Here is an 18,033-nt window from a genome sequence, read left to right on the forward strand (position 1 = left end):
TGGCCGTAAAGCGTAATGGACTCTTGTCGAAAACCGGAGGTATGCGAAATAGCTATATTGTGATTTTCGCTATTGAAGGCGTTGCAATTGGGCTTCTCCTGTATTTAGGACTCCGTCATACTATCCGTCACTTCGTCGATGTTTCTGCAGTGATACCGCAGTTTCCATACGTCGGCATCGTTGCGAACGGTATCGGCCTCGGGATCGTGCTTCCGTTGGTCGTTCTCGTCGTAATTTCGGTGGTGAGGAATCTCGGACTGGACAAAGTGTAGCAGGAGTCGAAGGGCCGTCTGTGATTCGATAACCGAGTGTCTCTTTCTGCTCTCTACTGTCGATCACCAACCGCGAAGGTACGCTACATTGAAGGCGCCATTAAGGCAGGTGAATTGGGGGGAACCAGTAGAGAGTATCGTTTTCGACATGGTGCATACGCGTTCTGCCAGAGTCCGGTGTGTCGCTCTCGAGAGAGTCGATCGTCATCGGAATCGCTGTGGGAGATCTACGGGTCCATCGATTGGGCCCCGTCCATGACTCTGGGTGGCGAACAACTGCCGAATCGCTACCCACGGGTGTGACCTGTATATAACGTCGAATTTCCGGTTTCACGTTCCGCCCACGAAGTTGCTCGCGCAGAAGAGTGCTCCGACTGGGATTCGAACCCGATGCAAATCCTCGCTCCGCTCGGATTTCCGTGCTTCGAATCCCACCTGTGCGCGCTTCGCTCACTACGTTCGCTACAGTGCTCCGACTGGGATTCGAACCCAGGTCATTGCCGTGAGAGGGCAATATGATTGGCCGGACTACACCATCGGAGCGCGACGCGCCGTCTCGCTCCGGGCCCTGCGTCGCGGTGGTACACAGGACATCGGAGCGGGCGTCGTCTCTATTCAATCGTTGCGCAGTACGATGTTTAAGGATTCCGTTTCGTTTCGGGGCTGTCGACCCCTGTCACGCGAGAGCGGCTCAGTGGCCGGCGTTTCGTCGGTGGCCGTTACTCGTCGAACGGCGACTTGGTCGCTTCGGGTTCGAAGCCCTCGAGGCTAATGATGTTCTCGCGGCCGACTCGGAGCTTGCTGATGGTGCCGTCGTCTTCCATATCGGAGAGCAGCATGCTGACCTTGGACTTCGACCAGCCGGTTTCCTCGACGATGTTGACCTGTTTCATCCGGCCGCCGTTTTCCTGGATGAGCGTGACGACGCGGTCCTCGTCCGTCATGAGTTCCTCGTCGGAGAGTGGTTCGGGCTCTCCGTTGGACTCACCGTTCGTGTCGGCCGCTGCTGCCGGCGGCGACGAATCGTCGGTCGAATCGGACGCCGTAGCGGCGACGTCCTCGCTTCCGGGCCCGCGTCGTCGGTACCAGACCACGGCTGCGACGCCGATGCCTGCACAGAGGAGGGCACCGACGAAATACCAGCCCAGACCGAGATTACTCATCGTCGCGAGGAGTCCGGCTTCGGTACTCGCGGCGCCGGGCCGATCGAACACCGCCCGTGGCCGGCCGTCGATGAACTCTCGCTGGCCGCTCCACCGAACCGACGTCGCGTCCTCGAGCGAGGTGCCGGCGTACTGTCCGTCGTCGGGTTCGATGGATCGGAAGGTGAGATCGCCGCCCGCCTCAATCACGATCGCCTGATTAGATGCGAGCGGGAGACGTTCGAAGATGTCGCCGACGACGATCCGGTCCGCTTCGACGACGCCAAATTCCGTCCAGGTAAAGGACATTTCGACGACGCCCGTCGCGGTAGACTCGTTCCCGGCAGCGCCCGTGGCAGTGAATTGTTCTTCGACCTGCGCTGAGCGGCGGAAGTTCGTCGCGTCCATCTCTCGACCGGTCGTCTGTGTACCGATTTCGGTCAGGGTGCGCGATTGATTGGTAAACCCGTCGTACAGATCCGTCTCGTTGGCTTCGAACTCCTCGGCGAAGGTTTCGAAGTTCTCTCTGGCAGCGGTCGCGTTGTCGTCGTTCGCGAACACCCGTTCGTATCTGAACGTCCACGTCGCGCTGCCGTTCTCGTGGACGGTGATCTCGAACGTCGTCTCGTCGAAGTCCTGCGTTTCCTGAGTGACGAGCGGGTTTCCGTCCGCTTGGGCGACCATCGTCGCGGATCGCGTCTCGATCGGAGCCGGCTCCGTCGCTGATTGCGAAGCGGACCCAGTGTCGGCCACCGCGATCGGTCCGCAGACCCCGATCACGAGCGCGAGGATGACGAGACCGACGAATCCGACGGTGCCCGGCCGGTTCATTCGTCTATTCAGTACGTGTCGGAGCTAAAAGTCCTTGTGAATAGCGGGATCGACGCAAACCGGAACACAGGCCGGGTAGTCGGTGGAGCGTTCTCGAGAGCCATACGCTCGGGACTTTCGAGACATTGGACTGGATCGTGGTGTCTTTGCTATCGCTGCTCCGGCTCGTGTCGATAGCCACAAATCACTCGACCGAGTAGCGCCGAACATGATCACGAACCTCGCGGAAGGCGTACGGGCGTTTACCAGTAACGTCTTTCTCGTCCCCGGCGATCGGCCCGTGCTCGTCGATACGGGTGCGAACTTTGACCTCGCCGGCGCCGTCCGCGATCGAATCGACGATATCGACGCCGTCATCCTGACGCATACGCACCGCGACCACGTCGGAAACCTCCCGGCGGTGAAAGACGCCTTCGACGTCGACGCGTGGGGGTACGACACCTCGATCGACGGCGTCGACCACGCGATCGCGGACGAGGAGACGGTCCAGTTGGGTGACCACGAGTACGTCGCGCTCCACACGCCCGGCCACAAGAACGATCACCTCTGTTTTCACTCGAGCGACGCGAGCGTGCTGTTCGCGGGAGACCTCGTCTTCCAGAACGGGAGCTTCGGCCGAACCGATCTCGAGGAGGGCGACCGAGACGCCCTGATCGAGAGCATCGATCGGGTGCTCGAGCGGATCGATCCGGGACTCGAGGCGATGCACACCGGTCACGGGCCCAGCGTGACGAGCGACCCCTACGACCACGTCGAACTGTCGGCGCAGATGGCGCGACAGATGTGAACTCTCCCCGGCGTCTCGAACCACTCGATCCCGAACCACTCGCCTCGAACCACCTGTAGAGAAGTCACCGGAAGTTCGTGATCGGAAACCCGATCAGCGGGCCGTTTGATCCGTCTGAAGAGCGGTTAGACCGGTACTCGACCGACGGCGTCGAGCAACGCGTCGTAGGCGTGATCGTACGCGCGGGCGACCCGTGTGGGATCGTCCCGTGCGTCGTTGTCGAGCGGTGGCAGCCGGACGCGCTCGAGCGGATCGAGATAGTCGAGCACGTCGGGGACGCGCTTCTCGAGCGTTCCGTCTCTCGGACTCGAGCTCGCGATCTCGCAGGCCCGACGGTAGCGATCGCCGTCGTAGATCCGAACGCGACCGGGTTCGACGGCCGCGACGGCGGCGATCGATGCAGGATCCAGCGACGCGAGCGGGAGCGCGATGTCGCTGTAGGATTCGACGACGGCGACCTCGGTTGCCTCGATTTCGTCGGCCAGTCGTTCGAACGCGGGGACGTACTCCCGTTCGGCGAGATCGTTGTACTCCTCGACGGTCTCCACGGGGATCGCGTCCGCCAGCGGCAGCGCCTCGGTGACAGCGTCCGGAATCTCTGCGGTCGCGTTGCGGACGAACAGCGACTCGTCGACCCCGCGACCGATCCGGTCGACGACGAACTCCCGATCGGTCCGCCCGAGTAAGCCGCTTCCGCCGCCGGGGGTGGGCCGCCAGAGCCGGTGGACGGGATTGAGTCGTTCGGGCGGTCGATCCCGACCGTTTGCTGCCGAGAGCCGCATCGCATCTTTGCCGTAGAGTCGCCCGCCGTCGAGGGCGCGACGGCAGTCGTCGTGGTCGAACCAAAAGTCGTTGCCGGCGCGGGGCTTGTAGCCGACCGCACCGGTTCGCTCGAGCAGGCCGGCCGAGAACGTGGTCTTGCCGGCGTCGACCCGATCGGCACCGACCACGAGGAGGATCATTCTCTCAGGCCGTAGTAGCCGGGCTCGTCCTCGTCGCGGGGCTCGGCGACTACGAGGTCGTCGGCGTTGGTCATGACCCACGGGATCGCCCAATCGAGCAGAATGTCCTCGGTCTCGGGCTCGAGTTCGGCGTCGGGTTCGACGCCCTGCAACAATCGAGCGATCTCGTAGACGGTGTACATCTGGTCGTCCTCGAGCAGCTCCGCCGGCGTATAGAAGTCACACGGTGGGAGATTCTCGAACTCCGATTTGGGGACGGGCATACACCACCGTATCGTCGGCCGGTGCCTAAATGGTTCGTTCCCGATCGATCGAGACGAGAGCGGACGGCCGACCGCGATCTCACGCGTTTGCGATGAGCGCCGCTTCCGGACCGGCGCAAGCATTGTGATCTTGCGAAATGGCCGTTGCACTTTACATACTCGGTGCTCGACTACGAACGATGATACAGGGATCTGACCCCATCTTCTTGATTTACATACTTTCGGCGCTGGTGAGCGGTGCACTCGCGGTGATTCTCTGGCAGCACCGCGGGAAGACCGGCGTGATCCCGCTTCTCGGGACCGTCCTCGCGGTGGGGGTGTGGGACGTGTCGCTGGTGTTACTGTACGGTGTCGATCATCCCCTTGCAATCACCGTCCTGACCGGAACGTTATTCCTGGGCGTCGGATTCGCGACGATGACGTTTCTCGTCTTCACCCTCGTGTACACCGGACGGGAGCAATTCCTCACGACTCCGATACTCGCCGTCCTGTCGGCTGAACCGATACTGTTGGCCGTCCTCGCCGTCGTCAATCCGTCTAATCTTCTCTTCGAGTCGTTCAACGGCGCCTTTAATCCCGGCCCGCTACTCTGGATACACCTCGGCTACGCGTACCTCGTTTTGGGACTGGTGACGGTCCTCATATTCGGATTTCTCTACCGGTCTCGGTCGCTGTACAAGGGCCAGAGTGCAGCGCTCCTCGCCGGAACCCTCGCGACCTGGATCGCAAACGGCGTCTACGTCGCCGGTTTCGTCGAGTTCGATACGTCACCGATCGGATTCGTCGTGGCCGGATCGTTGTACGCGGTCGCCATTGTTCGCTACCGACTGGCCGACGTCGTCCCGATCGCTCGCGATCGCGTCATCGATACCGTCACAGACGCCGTCTTCGTCGTCGATACGGGTGACCGGATCATCGATATCAATCCCGCCGCGCGGGACCTGTTCGAGGACGCCGACAGAGCCGTGATCGGAACCGATGTCCACTCGTTGGTCGACGGCTATCCCGTCTTGGAAGAACAGTACGACGAGATCACGACCGCCCTGGTCGAATCGGAGCGGGAGTTTTCGCTCGATACCGTCGCCTTCCACGTTCGGTCGACGCCGATCGAGGACAGCCGGGATCGCCACGTCGGCTGGCTGCTCATCATCCGTGACATTACCGAACGGATACGCCACGAAGAACGCCTCGAGCAACAGAACGAGCGTCTGGAACAGTTCGCGAACATCGTTTCCCACGATCTTCGAAACCCGCTGAACGTCGCGGACGGCTACCTCGATCTTGCTCGCGAGGCCGACGATCCGGTCCAGTATTTCGACGAGATCGAGCGATCACACGACCGAATGGAGACGATCATCGAAGACGTGCTCGCGCTCGCCCGGGAGGGATCGGCGGTCACCGATCCCGAACCGGTCTCACTCGCCGATCTCTCCGAGCGAGCCTGGGAGAACGTCGACACCGGCGATTCCACCCTCTCCGTCGCGTCGGAGTTGACCTTCTTCGGCGACTCCGACCGAGTGGTGCGCCTGTTCGAGAACTTGTTTCGCAACGCCGTCGAACACGGTTCGACGAGCCCTGACTCGCAGGCTCGTCAGGACGCCGTGGAGCACGGCTCCACGAGCCGTTCAGAACCTGACGGTTCTGAAGACGCGATCGAACACGGCATCCCGGACGAGCGCAACGAGGATGACGTGACGGCCGCGTCGCTTGCGGTCGACGTGGGGGCGGTCACGTCCGACAGTGGCGATCCGGTGGGTTTCTACGTCGCTGACGACGGTCGGGGTTTGCCTGAGGGGGGCGAACGCGTCTTCGAGGACGGGTATTCCACCGCACAGGACGGCACCGGGTTCGGGCTGAGTATCGTCCGGGGTATCGCGACCGCTCACGGCTGGTCCGTCGAGGCCGGCGAGAGCGACACTGGCGGTGCCAAGTTCGAATTCCTCGGCATCGAGGTCGCCGTTCCGGACGAACCCGAACGGACGGTTCGGTAACCGACTGCGTCGGCCGATTCGGTCGACCACTGACCGGACCCCGCTCGCCGTGTCAGTCGAACGGCCAGTGTACTTTATGTGTTCGCTACTCGAGTACGCACAATGATCCCCGGCGCAGAGATCGGTTATGTACAGCCGATCTACGCGATCGTGACGCTCAACAGCGTGATACTCGCCGGGGTGTTGTGGCGCTATCGCGGCCACACGGGGGTGACCCCGCTACTTGGGAACGTCCTCTGTGCGGGGATGTGGGCTGGGTCGTTGCTCGCACTGACGGTCATCGACAGCGGTCCGCTTGCCCTCGCGTTTCTGGGATTGCTGTTTCTCGGCGTCGGGTTCTCGTCGATGACGCTGCTGGTCTTCACGCTCGAGTACACTGGCCGAGAACGGTTCGTCCGACCGTCGGTCCTCGCCGCGCTTTCCATCGAGCCGGTCCTCGTCGTTCTCTTCGCGGTCGTCAACCCCGGGAACCTCTTTTTCACGCTGTCGGGGGACGCTGTCGAATGGGGGATCGCGTTTTGGATCCACGTTGTCTACGCCTACGCGATCCTGGCCATCACTACGGCACTGATCTTCGACCTGCTCTACCGCTCGCGATCGCTCTACCGCGGGCAGAGCGCCGCACTGCTCGTCGGGACGATCGCCGCCTGGATCGCCAACGTCGTCTATATCGCCGGTCCGATCGAGTTCGATACGTCGCCGATCGGCTTCCTCGTGGCTGGAATTTTGTACGGTGTCGCGATCGTTCGCTACCGGCTGACCGACATCGTCCCGATCGCGCGCGACCGCGTCCTCGAGACCGTTTCCGACGGCATTTTCGTCGTTAACGACGAGGATCGACTTATCGACATCAATCCGGAGGGACGCGGGATCCTGCGGATCGTCGGTGTCGACGAGGGGGAGCAGCTCATCGGACGCCCGTTCCCGTCACTGGTCGACGGGACGGCGTTTCTGGATCAGTACGGAGAGATAACGAGTCGGGACGAGGAGACCACCGTCGAGGTTTCGACCGCGGCGAATCACTTTCAGGTGATCGCGACCCCGATCGACGACGGTCGCGATCGCCACGTCGGCTGGCTGTTGATCGCCCACGACGTCACCCAACGAAAACGTCACGAGGAGCGCCTCGAGCAGCAAAACGAACGACTCAAGCGGTTCGCGGATATCGTCTCACACGACCTGCGAAACCCGCTGAACGTCGCCGACGGCTACCTCGGTCTCGCTCGCGAGGCCGACGATCCGGCCCCGTATTTCGACGAGATCGAGCGATCACACGACCGAATGGAGACGATCATCGAGGACGTGCTCGCGCTGGCCCGCAACGGAGCGGACGTCACCGATCCGAAACCGGTCTCACTCGCCGATCTCGCCGAGCAAGCCTGGGAGAGCGTCGACACCGGCGATGCCTCCCTCTCCGTGACGTCCGATACGACGATTCTCGCCGATGCGAAGCGGGTGACACGCCTGCTCGAGAATCTGTTTCGGAACAGCGTCGAGCACGGGACACCGGACGGAACGGACGACGGCGCGGACCCGATCGGTTCGTCGCTCGAGGTCGAGGTGGCCCCCATCGCCGCGGACGATGGCGGAGGATCGATGGGGTTCTCCGTTGCCGACGACGGTCGGGGACTGCCCGATGGGGGCGAAGACGTCTTCGAGGACGGCTACACGACCGATGCGGAGGGAACCGGATTCGGCCTGAGCATCGTTCGGGGAATCGCGGCCGCTCACGGCTGGACCGTCACTGCCGGTGAGAGCGAGCGCGGTGGTGCCAGGTTCGAGTTCACCGGTGTCGATTCCGACGGTGCCAGCGAGTCCGGCGCGGACGATTCGCTCGGGACACCCGGGTCTCCCGCGCGAGCGTCCGACGGATAGCTGTCGGATACGACGCCGTCCTGAACCGAGGCCGTCCTGAACCGACGCTGTCGGGCAGTCGACCGGTCGTTCGAGCGACATCATCGGCCGGTGCCTATTACTTGATTCGGACTTCGTATCAGGCGATGGCGGATCTCCTGTCGATCACTCAGATGATCTACGTGCTCGCCACGCTCACGGCCGTCGTGGCGAGCGCCTTCCTCTGGCAGTATCGGAACCGAACCGGCGCGCTGACGCTCCTGTCGCTGCTGGGCGGGCTTGCGATCTGGAACGGGTCGGTTTCGATCGTTCTCTTCACCGAAAGCGTCACAGTCGCTTCGCTCTCGCTCCGAACGGTGTCGGTCGGTATCGCGCTCGTCTCGCTAATGAAACTCGTGTTCGTCCTCGAGTACACCGGGCGGGAACGCTTGCTTCGGCCGCGAATCGTCGGCGCGCTCGCGATTCCGTCGGTGGCTCTCGTGGTCTTCGCGTACACTAACCCAGGCAATCTCCTGTATACGACGCTGGAGCCGGCCACGGCGGGACCGATAGCGATCACTTACGAGTTCGGCCCCGCAGTCGTGCTCTACCTCGGGTACGCGTACGCAGTGAACGCCGTCACTACCGCGATGATCCTCGGGTTTCTGTATCGATCGCGGGCGGTATATCGCGGCCAGAGTCTCGTCCTGCTCGGTGCGGCGGTGGCACCATGGCTTGCACACGTGACCTACGCACTCGACCTCGTCCCGATCGATCCGACGCCGATCGGTGGTATCACGTCGGGCATCCTGTTTACGGTCGCCGTCGTTCGGTACCGACTGTTGGACCTCATGCCCGTCGCCCGAGATCGAGTGTTCGACAGCGTCACCGACGCTATCTTCGTCATCGACGATACCGATCGCCTCATCGATATCAACCCCGAAGGCCGCCGGCTGCTCGATCGCGTCGGTGACGATACCGCTTCTCCCATCGGTCGACCGTTTCCATCGGTGTTCGCCGGAACGGACTTCAGTGACCGGTACGAGACCCTCACCGACGGCGGGGAAGGGACGGCCGCACGGGCGACGATCGACTCGTCCCATTTCCTGTTGACGGTGACGCCGATCGACGACGACCGAAATCGACACGTCGGCTGGCTGCTGATCGCCCGCGACATCACCGACCGTACCAACCGCGAATCGAAACTCGAGGAATCGAACGCGCGTCTCGAGCAGTTCGCCAACGTCGTCTCGCACGATCTCCGGAACCCGCTAACCGTCGCCAGGGGCTATCTCGAACTCGCGTCCGAAACGGACGACAACGATGGGTATTTCGACGAAATCGAACGCTCTCACGAGCGGATGGAAACGATTATCGAGGACGTCCTCACGCTCGCCCGTGAGGGGGCGGCCGTCACCGACCCGGAGCCCGTTGCGCTCAACACGATCGCCGAAACGGCCTGGGACGGCGTCGATACCGGATCGGCATCGCTCGCCATCGACGCGGACGTCTCGATCTTCGCGGACCGGACGCGGTTGACGCGGTTGCTCGAGAACCTGTTTCGCAATTCGATCGACCACGGGACGGAGAGCGCGGACGGTCCCGGCCTCGAGATTCGAGTGGGAACGATCGACGACTCCGCGGACGGCTCTTTCGACGGGTTTTACGTCGAGGATGACGGCATCGGTATTCCGGCCTGCCGACGGGAGAGAGTCTTCGAAGGCGGGTACACGACGGACGAGGAGGGGACGGGGTTCGGGCTTTCGATCGTCGACCGAATTTCGACGGCCCACGGCTGGACGAGCGGTAGTACCGAAAGCGAGACCGGCGGTGCCAGATTCGAATTCCGTGGGGTCGATTCGGTCCCCGATTCGAGCCCGGGGGATTCCGCTTCCGTGGCCGATATCGAGGCCGAATCTCGACGGGACTGATCGGGTCCCGACGCTGCTCGAGGAAGATCGGGGGGTCCCTGCGAGCGACTGGCGACACGGGCGACTGAGGGCGATTCCGCGTCACCAGAAGACTGAGAACGGGTACGAGTCATCAGATCAGCCACTCGAGCGCGCACACGACGGCGGCCAGAAAGACGTGTTCGCCGTCGACGACGAGCCCGTAGTAGAGCGGGCCGCGGTCGGGGGTCGCGAAGGGCACGTACGCGCAGACGTAGGCGTTCATCGCGAGGACGACGAGGAACTCGCGCGGTATCGTGCCCGTCGCCGCGAGGGCGACGACCGCGGCGGCGACGGCGACCGTCGCCACCAGTGACCCCGCTCGCGTCGCTCGCGGGCCGAACAGGTTCGGAACCGTCGGGATGTCTTCCTCGCGGTCGCCCTCGATATCCTTCACGTCGAAGATCACCGCGGCGATGGTGATCATGACCGTCACGTACGCGAACAGGAACAGGATCTCGAGCGAGCCGAGCTGATCGTAGTAGTAGCCGACGCCGAGCGGGATCGCGCCCCACGCGAGGCCGACGACGAGGTTCTTCACGAGGAAGGTCCGTTTGACGCCGCCGAGGGAGTAGATCAGTGCGACCGCGAGCGGGAGGAACAGATACGCGGCCCCCGAGAGACCGAGCGCGACGGCGATCCCGATCGCGGCGACGTAGAGGGCGATTCCCGCCGTCAGCCAGAGGCGGCCGTACCGCTTCGTAAACGCCGCGCGTTGTGGGACGTTCTGCTCGTCTTCCTCGAGATCGGTGAACCGATTGACGGTGTAGACGAACATCGTCGCCGCGAAGACGATGAACAGCGGCAGGGGCTCGAGGGGGAGGTCAGCGAGGAGTAGCGTCGTGACGGCCACGCTGACCGTCGCCAGCGAGATAAAGAGGTTGCTGTGAACCAGAAACCGCAGTACGGCCGTTATCGACGACAGCCACCCCGACTGTCGACGAGTTGCGGTAGGGTTGGTCACAGGGCGGCCTCTACGCGTCGGTAGGGAGAGGCGAGCATTGAATGCTCTGCTGGAGGTCGGCGCTCGAGTCGATGTCGACCTGCTCGGTTCCCAGCGCTCGCGGCCAGCGTATGGCATCCTATACCGTGTGGAGTGTTTACAGCCTACACGTCAGAGTCCAAGGCGTTCCGCAGTCTCTCTCGAACGGACGGTGATGAGGTATTGAAGATCGACCACTCGTGACGCCGTTGCGGGCTCGAGTTCGGACGTGTGATTGTCTCTCTCCCCGCTTCAATTGAAAATCTACACAAACGAGGGAAACGAGAACACGCTATGGGAGTAACATCGGTCGTGTCGTTGATACACGTCGATGGATACCGGTGGCGAGTGGAAACTGGCAGGATTTAAGCAAGGTCGGAACGCCCGTTCGAATGGTATGAAATTACACGAGTACCAGGCGAAGCAGGTCTTCGCCGATGCCGGGATACCGACGCCGGACTCGCAGCTCGCGTCCGACGTCGACGGCGTCGTCGCCGCGGCCGAGGAGATCGGCTATCCAGTCGCGGTCAAGGCGCAGGTACAGGTCGGCGGTCGGGGGAAAGCCGGCGGGATCAAACTCGTCGATGACGCGGACGAGGCCCGCGAGGCGGCCGAGTCCATCCTCGGAATGGATCTGAAGGGGTATCACGTGGATCGCGTCCTCGTCGAGGAAGCGGTCGACTTTACGAACGAACTCTACGTGGGGATCACGATGGACCGCGGCGAGGGCAAACCCGTCGCGATGGTCTCGACCAAGGGCGGGGTCAACATCGAGGAGGTCGCCGAGGAGGATCCCGAGGCGATCGCCCGGGAGCACATCGATCCCTCCTTCGGGATGCACCCCTATCAGGCCCGCAAGGCCGTCTACGACGCCGGCGTCGATCAGTCCGTCGCGCGCGACGTCTCGAGCGTTCTCACGACCCTCTATCAGCTCTGGGACGACAAGGACGGCGCTGACGCCGAGATCAACCCGCTGATGGTCACCAGCGACGACGAGGTCATCGCGGCCGACGCCGTGATGAACATCGACGAGGACGCGCTGTTCCGTCAGCCCGAACTCGCCGAGATGGAGGAGGCGGCCGCCGGCGGCGACGAACTCGAGCAGAAGGCCGACGAGTACGGCTTCGACTACGTCCGCCTCGACGGCAACGTCGGCATCATCGGCAACGGTGCCGGACTCGTGATGACGACGCTGGATCTGGTCGACCACTACGGCGGCGAGCCCGCGAACTTCCTGGACGTCGGCGGCGGCGCGAAGGCCGCCCGCATTGCGAACGCGCTCGACATGGTGTTCTCCGACGACAACGTCGATTCGGTCGTCTTCAACATCTTCGGCGGGATCACGCGCGGCGACGAGGTCGCCCGCGGAATCAACGAGGCGCTCGAGCAGTTCGACGAGATTCCCAAGCCGGTCGTCGTTCGACTGGCCGGGACGAACTGGGAGGAAGGCATGGAGATTCTGAACGAGGACCTCGTGACGGTCGAACAGACCCTCGAGTCCGCGGTCCAGCGTGCTGTCGAGTACGCTGGGGAGGTGAACGACCAATGAGTGTACTAGTCGACGACGACACGCGCGTCGTGGTACAGGGCATCACCGGCGGGGAAGGCAAGTTCCACGCCGAACAGATGATGGAGTACGGCACCAACGTCGTCGCCGGCGCGGTCCCCGGCAAGGGCGGCCAGGAGGCCGCAGGCGTGCCGGTCTACGACACGGTCCACGAAGCGGTCGACGAGGAGAACGCGGACACGTCCGTCATCTTCGTCCCGCCGGCGTTCGCCGGCGACGCCGTCTTCGAATCGCTCGATTCGGGTCTCGACCTCGCGGTCGCGATCACGGAGGGCATCCCGACCCAGGACATGGCGCGAGTCAACAAGCGCCTCTCCGAGACCGACACGCGACTCATCGGCCCGAACTGTCCCGGCCTCATTACGCCCGGCGAGGCCAAACTCGGCATTCTCCCCGGGAACATCTTCTCCGAGGGGAACGTCGGGCTGGTCTCCCGTTCCGGGACGCTGACCTATCAGGTCGTCGACAGCCTGACTAACCGCGGCATCGGCCAGACGACGGCCATCGGTATCGGCGGCGACCCGATCATCGGCACCGACTTCGTCGACGCCCTCGAGCTGTTCGAGGACGACCCCGAGACCGACGCCATCGTCATGTGCGGCGAGATCGGCGGCGAGGACGAGGAGGAAGCTGCCGCGTTCATCGACGACTACGTCGACACGCCGGTCGCCGGCTTCATCGCCGGCCGCACCGCGCCGCCGGGCAAGCGGATGGGCCACGCCGGCGCGATCGTCTCCGGCTCCGGAACGGGGACCGCGGAAAGCAAGATCTCGGCGCTCAACGACGCCGGCGTTCCCGTCGGCGATACGCCCGAGGAAGTCGCCGACCACATCGAAGGCTTCCTCGACTAACGTCGCGGTCTCGCTCTCGAGACGGCCCGTGACCGACGCAGCGGGCTATCTCTCCGTCTTTTCTTTCTCTCGTTTCGACGATTCGAGCGATCTCGCTTCTCGAGTCACAACTCCTATCGCCGTTCCGGCTCGGTACGGTCGCCCCGTCGCTCTCCCGCAGCACGATCATGGGTGCGTCACCCGTCAGTATCTCGTATGCCAGTCTGGCTCGAGTGCGACGACTGCGGGGACGAGCACACGATTCCGGAGCGGGCCGACGATCCCGGCGACGGGACGCGCTGTCCTGAGTGCGGCGAGCGCCCGTACACGGTTCGGCGGGCAGACATCGCGTGGCATCCCGACCTGTAACGCCCTGCGTACGAAACAGTCGAGAGCGTAGAACGAACGCGTACCGATTATCCGGGAGTTGCCGCGACCGATTTCACGGCGGTTAAAAGAGTCCGCCCAGCGTCGCACGAACTTTGGAGAGGGGACCGGAGGGTTCATCGTCCGCGTCCACACGGCCCGACTCCTCCTCGGCGTCGTCTCCGTCGGCGGCGGGTTCTGGCGCAGTTTCGTCGGCCTCGTCGATTTCGTCCGTGTCGTCGCTCGAGTCCGCTATCGTCTCGGAACCGTCGTCGGAGATGATCTCGGGCGTCGACGACGTGGCGGGCTCGGGTTTGGCCTCGATATCGTTCGGGGTGGGAGATTCGTCGACGTCGCCGTCAGTATCGTCCGTGATCGACTCGTCCGCGTCGGGTTGCTCGACGTCGGCCGTATCGTCGGTTGCGTCGTCGGATTCCCCGGCAGGTGTCGCGTCTGCGCTCTCCTCGAGTCGACCTTCGTCACCCGTCTCGACGCCGTCCGTCCCCGCGTCGTCTGCGGGATCGATCCAGAGGAACTCCCCGTCGGTCTCCTTCGACCGGCCGGTGAGCAGGAGATCCGCGAGCTCGTCGTCGTCGGCCAGCAGGTCCGCATCGACCGTCGCGTCGGGCTCGGGGTCCGGCTCGTCCGCGCTCGCGATGATGTCGTCCGGGCTCTCGTCCGCGAGAATGTCGTCGGCACCGCTCTCGTCGCCGGCGTCCGTCCGAAGCTGGTCGAAGACGTCGGCGGCCGTCTGATCTTCGACGGCGTCGGACCCGTCCCCGTCTTCGGTTTCGGCCCACTGGTCGCCCCCCGAATCAGCGTCCGACTCGATCTCCCCGAAGAGATCGTCGACGCTCGAGCCCACGTCGAACCCGTCGTCGGCCGACTGCGTGTCTGTCGTACTATCTGTCATGAAATTCTTCTCTGCTAGTCGATTATCACGCGCCTTTAACTTTTGGAATTTTTTCAGTCACGTGAGATGAGATCGATGACGTATTAGTGTGCTGGCCATCAGCGGGGATCGACGGTCGTGGAGGTTGACAATCGACCAGTGGAACGTCATCGTAGTTGTTGATTCGGAAAACTGTCGCTCGACCGCGTCGACCTCGTCGCGGAACACGGCGGCGGGTTCGTCATGGTCGACGTGATCACCTACGGCTGGGCTGCTGTCCAGTCGGTACAGGAGCGATGCGACGATCACGGGCTGACGATCCACGCCCAATCCCGATGACGCCCGCGCGGGCGAGAAAGCGTCCCGCCAGTCCGTCGAGGCGTCGATGGCGGGCGACAGTCTCGAGGCCGACGCCGACGACCACGCGGAATTGGCGACGGCGCTCGAGAAGTGGGGTGCTGAGACGCCGCGGTGACGTCGGTTTCATCGCCGGTCACCCGTTCCCCGACCGATTACTTCTTATAATCTCGAAAAACTAGACATTCGTCTAGAAGTAAGATAGATATTTATAAATGTGATTGAGATATCCGTCAATGACATATAGACAATCACGCCGAAGTGATCGTCCGTCGCCGGTGACCGTCCTCACCACGGTGGCGGCCGCCCTGATCGCCGGGGCTGCCCTCGGCGGCGCGTTACACGCGACCGGAAACCTCCGAACGGTGGCCGGCGTGTACGGGCTCGAGGGCGTCGTCAACGAGTGGACGCTCGTCTTCTGTCACAGCCTCGTCGCGGGTGGGCCGTTCGTCGCGATCATCACGCGGCTTTCGAGGGGTCGACGCGTCCCGAGCCCCCTCGCGGAGAGCTACCGAAGCCCGTTTCTCTGTGCCTGCGTGGGACTCTCGTACGGTGTCGTACTATGGGCCGCCATCGTCGCCTATACGGCCCCGTTCGTGCTCGGTTTCATCACCGGGGACACCTATCCCGTTCCCTTCCACCACTGGGGGAGTTTCTACGCCTTGTTGCTGTTCGGGGCCGTCTTCGGGGCGTGGTACCCGCTGCTCCGGTCGTTCTTCGACGAGCGACGCTGAGCGTACTCTACGAATGAATACGATCTCCTCGGGTCGGAGTCCGCGTCACTCGGATAGCGGTGTCCGGTCGACGAAGTCGACGATATGCTCGGCGATTTCCTCGCCGGCGTCCTCTTGCAGGAAGTGGGCCGCCTCGTCGATCCAGACATCGGGCTGTTCGGTCGCAGTCGGAATGTGGTGTCGAAGCGGATCGCGGTCGTGGGACGTGATCGGATCCTCCTTTGCGAACAGCACGAACGCCGGTTTCTCCCACTCGCCGAGACGCTCTCTGGTTTCGTCGAACAGTTCCGCGCCTGGGTCGTCGGGCGACGTGGGAACGAGGCCGGGGAACGTCCGCGCGGCGGCCATGTACCGCTCGTCGGGGAACGGCGCGCGGTAGGCGTCGACCACGTCCTCGGAGAGGTCGCGGTAACAGCCGTTCCGGACGAGCCTCCCGATATCGAGGTCCTCTGCGGTCGCCACCATCTCGGCGAACTCGTGCCACCTGTCGCTCATCTCCTGTGACCCGTTCGGGACGCCGGTGTTCATCGGCACCAGACGCGCGAACCGTTCGGGCTCGTGGGTCGCGAGCGGGAGACCGAGGACGCCACCCCAGTCCTGACAGACGAGCGTGATGTTCGTCAGGTCGAGTTCCTCGACGAACGTCTTCAGCGCGTCGTAATGCATCTCGACGGAGTACTCGTCGCGGTCCTCGTACCGATCGGAGCGTCCACAACCGATCAGATCGGGGACGACCACGCGCCCGCGCTCGGCCAGCGTGGGCATCATCTTCCGGTACAGGAACGACCACGTGGGCTCGCCGTGCAGACAGAGGAAGGTTTCCTCGGCTTCGTCTCCGTCTGCACTGCCGCCGGTTTCCACGTACGCCATCCGTAACTCGCCGACGTCGACGTACTGCGGTTCGTAGTCGAAATTCGGCACGTCCTCGAATCGCTCCGCTGGTACACGAACGACCATACGATGTGATATTACATACCACTATTCAAAGGTTGGGGAACCGATGTGAACGCTGTAAGCATTGTTCGGACCGACAGTTTCGGCCGTAAACCCCACTCGGCGACGCGCCGGGTTCACCCGAAGCGGACCGATCGAGGAGTACCCGACAACAGCCACGACTATCCAAAACCATTATAATGTCGTCAACCAAGTTTAGAATTGTGGTTTACGAGACTGGAAACGAGACGGTCGACGACGCACTCGAGCGGGTGCTAGCCGGTGAACACCTCGACCGGACCGACGGGCTTGCGCTGATCGCCCAGCCGGTCGACGCGCTCGCGGAGGCCGGCGCGGCCGTGCGCGATCACTTCGGCGACGGCACGGTCGACGCCTGCTCGATCGTCAACGCGAAGGCGGGCAACTGCGCCGAGGATTGTGGCTTCTGCGCGCAGTCGGTCCACTTCGACACCGGCATCGACACCTACGGCTTCCTCGGCCCCGAGAAGATCCTCGAGGCGGCCAAACGAGCCGAACGCGACGGTGCTCAGCGCTTCGGAATCGTCGTCGCCGAGAAGGGCGTCTCGAAGAAACACCGCCCCGAAGAGTGGGCGGAGGTCCTCGAGTCGATCCGACTCGTCCGCGACGAGTGCGACCTCGAGGTCGACGCCTCGTTGGGCATTCTAACCGAGGAGGAGGCCGCGATTCTCGCCGAGGAAGGGATCAACCACTACAATCACAACATCGAGACCTCTCCGAACTACTTCCCCGAAATCGTTGGCTCCCACAGCTTCGATGATCGAGTCGAGACGCTCGAGGTCGCCAAGGCGGCCGGGATGGATCTCTGTGCCGGCGTCATCCTCGGGATGGGCGAGACGCCGACCGACCGGGTCGAAGCGGCTATCGCATTGCAGGACATCGGCGTCTCCTCGCTTCCGGTGAACGTATTGAACCCGGTCGAGGGGACGCCGATGGCCGAGCAGGGCGGCGAGATCACGACCGAGGAGATCGTCAAGACGGTCGCGGTCTACAAACTGCTCCACCCCGAGTCACGAGTCCGACTGACCGGCGGCCGCGAGGTCAACCTCGAGCCGGACGAACAGCACCTGCCCCTCGAGGCCGGCGCTGATGGCATCCTCACGGGCGACTACCTCACGACCGAGGGCCAATCGCCCGGCGACGACTTAGAGATCATCGAGCGCGCGGGCCTCGAGCCCAACCGGGACACGAACGACTTCGATCCGGAGGCGGTCAAGGCCCGACGGAGCGACTCCGCAGAGTCGTCGACCGATACGACGGCGAGTACGGGCGCGGAACCGAGCGACGACTGACGCGAAACGAT

15 protein-coding genes, 1 tRNA gene and 1 pseudogene are annotated in these 18,033 nt (G+C 63.4%); 10 read left to right on the forward strand and 7 right to left on the reverse strand.

What is annotated here, in order from left to right:
* Positions 1–740: 740 nt before the first annotated feature.
* Together LDH74_RS06535 and LDH74_RS06540 are read right to left on the reverse strand one after the other, a co-directional pair.
* Positions 741–815 (reverse strand) — tRNA-Glu (locus LDH74_RS06535).
* Positions 816–991: 176 nt separating this feature from the next.
* Positions 992–2,245, reverse strand: a complete 1,254-nt coding sequence (locus LDH74_RS06540) for a hypothetical protein (protein ID WP_226041713.1) — start codon at positions 2,243–2,245, stop codon at positions 992–994.
* A 208-nt stretch (positions 2,246–2,453) separates the two neighbouring features.
* On the opposite strand from LDH74_RS06540, the gene LDH74_RS06545 reads away from it, so the two are divergent.
* Positions 2,454–3,032: an MBL fold metallo-hydrolase gene (locus LDH74_RS06545; protein WP_226041714.1), complete on the forward strand. Its 579-nt coding sequence runs from the start codon at positions 2,454–2,456 to the stop codon at positions 3,030–3,032.
* A 125-nt stretch (positions 3,033–3,157) separates the two neighbouring features.
* Here the strand turns inward: LDH74_RS06545 and LDH74_RS06550 are convergent, their stop codons facing one another.
* A complete protein-coding gene (locus LDH74_RS06550) occupies positions 3,158–3,994 on the reverse strand; it encodes an ATPase (protein ID WP_226041715.1) in 837 nt (278 codons plus the stop codon).
* On the reverse strand, positions 3,991–4,257 hold the full coding sequence (locus LDH74_RS06555; protein ID WP_226041716.1) for a DUF5827 family protein: 267 nt from the start codon (positions 4,255–4,257) through the stop codon (positions 3,991–3,993). Before LDH74_RS06555 ends, LDH74_RS06550 begins: the two co-directional genes overlap by 4 nt.
* A gap of 179 nt (positions 4,258–4,436) precedes the next feature.
* Between LDH74_RS06555 and LDH74_RS06560 the strand changes: the two genes are divergently transcribed.
* The 3 genes from LDH74_RS06560 (at position 4,437) to LDH74_RS06570 (ending at position 10,012) form a co-directional block, all read left to right on the forward strand.
* On the forward strand, positions 4,437–6,248 hold the full coding sequence (locus LDH74_RS06560) for a histidine kinase N-terminal 7TM domain-containing protein (protein WP_226041717.1): 1,812 nt from the start codon (positions 4,437–4,439) through the stop codon (positions 6,246–6,248).
* Positions 6,249–6,350: 102 nt separating this feature from the next.
* Entirely contained in the window at positions 6,351–8,123 is a 1,773-nt protein-coding gene (locus LDH74_RS06565) for a histidine kinase N-terminal 7TM domain-containing protein (protein WP_226041718.1), read from the forward strand.
* A gap of 125 nt (positions 8,124–8,248) precedes the next feature.
* Positions 8,249–10,012 (forward strand): histidine kinase N-terminal 7TM domain-containing protein, encoded by a 1,764-nt coding sequence (locus tag LDH74_RS06570; protein WP_226041719.1) that lies wholly within the window; start codon positions 8,249–8,251, stop codon positions 10,010–10,012.
* A 112-nt stretch (positions 10,013–10,124) separates the two neighbouring features.
* On the opposite strand, the gene LDH74_RS06575 is transcribed toward LDH74_RS06570, so the two are convergent.
* Positions 10,125–10,955, reverse strand: coding sequence for a UbiA family prenyltransferase (locus tag LDH74_RS06575; protein WP_226042507.1), 831 nt, complete (start codon positions 10,953–10,955; stop codon positions 10,125–10,127).
* Between the two features lie 454 nt (positions 10,956–11,409).
* Here LDH74_RS06575 and sucC point away from each other — a divergent pair, with 454 nt between their 5' ends.
* The 3 genes from sucC to LDH74_RS06590 all read left to right on the forward strand — a co-directional run bounded on the left by sucC (position 11,410) and on the right by LDH74_RS06590 (position 13,778).
* Positions 11,410–12,561 carry an ADP-forming succinate--CoA ligase subunit beta gene (sucC, locus tag LDH74_RS06580; RefSeq protein ID WP_226041720.1) on the forward strand — a complete coding sequence of 384 codons (1,152 nt, stop codon included), beginning with the start codon at positions 11,410–11,412 and terminating at the stop codon, positions 12,559–12,561.
* Positions 12,558–13,430 (forward strand): succinate--CoA ligase subunit alpha, encoded by an 873-nt coding sequence (gene sucD, locus LDH74_RS06585; protein WP_226041721.1) that lies wholly within the window; start codon positions 12,558–12,560, stop codon positions 13,428–13,430. Before sucC ends, sucD begins: the two co-directional genes overlap by 4 nt.
* A 195-nt stretch (positions 13,431–13,625) precedes the next feature.
* Positions 13,626–13,778 (forward strand): hypothetical protein, encoded by a 153-nt coding sequence (locus LDH74_RS06590; protein ID WP_226041722.1) that lies wholly within the window; start codon positions 13,626–13,628, stop codon positions 13,776–13,778.
* A gap of 82 nt (positions 13,779–13,860) precedes the next feature.
* Here the strand turns inward: LDH74_RS06590 and LDH74_RS06595 are convergent, their stop codons facing one another.
* Entirely contained in the window at positions 13,861–14,688 is an 828-nt protein-coding gene (locus LDH74_RS06595; protein ID WP_226041723.1) for a hypothetical protein, read from the reverse strand.
* A 177-nt stretch (positions 14,689–14,865) separates the two neighbouring features.
* Here LDH74_RS06595 and LDH74_RS06600 point away from each other — a divergent pair.
* Positions 14,866–15,142: pseudogene (locus tag LDH74_RS06600) on the forward strand (hypothetical protein); the annotation flags it as partial.
* 118 nt (positions 15,143–15,260) lie between these two features.
* Positions 15,261–15,758 carry a hypothetical protein gene (locus LDH74_RS06605; protein ID WP_226041724.1) on the forward strand — a complete coding sequence of 166 codons (498 nt, stop codon included), beginning with the start codon at positions 15,261–15,263 and terminating at the stop codon, positions 15,756–15,758.
* 45 nt (positions 15,759–15,803) lie between these two features.
* Here LDH74_RS06605 and LDH74_RS06610 read toward each other — a convergent pair whose 3' ends face one another.
* Positions 15,804–16,715, reverse strand: coding sequence for a haloalkane dehalogenase (locus LDH74_RS06610; RefSeq protein WP_226041725.1), 912 nt, complete (start codon positions 16,713–16,715; stop codon positions 15,804–15,806).
* Positions 16,716–16,915: 200 nt separating this feature from the next.
* Here LDH74_RS06610 and bioB point away from each other — a divergent pair, with 200 nt between their 5' ends.
* Positions 16,916–18,022 carry a biotin synthase BioB gene (bioB, locus tag LDH74_RS06615; RefSeq protein ID WP_226041726.1) on the forward strand — a complete coding sequence of 369 codons (1,107 nt, stop codon included), beginning with the start codon at positions 16,916–16,918 and terminating at the stop codon, positions 18,020–18,022.
* Positions 18,023–18,033 lie beyond the last annotated feature (11 nt).

It is taken from the genome of Natrinema sp. DC36, assembly GCF_020405225.1.
GTDB lineage: Archaea > Halobacteriota > Halobacteria > Halobacteriales > Natrialbaceae > Natrinema.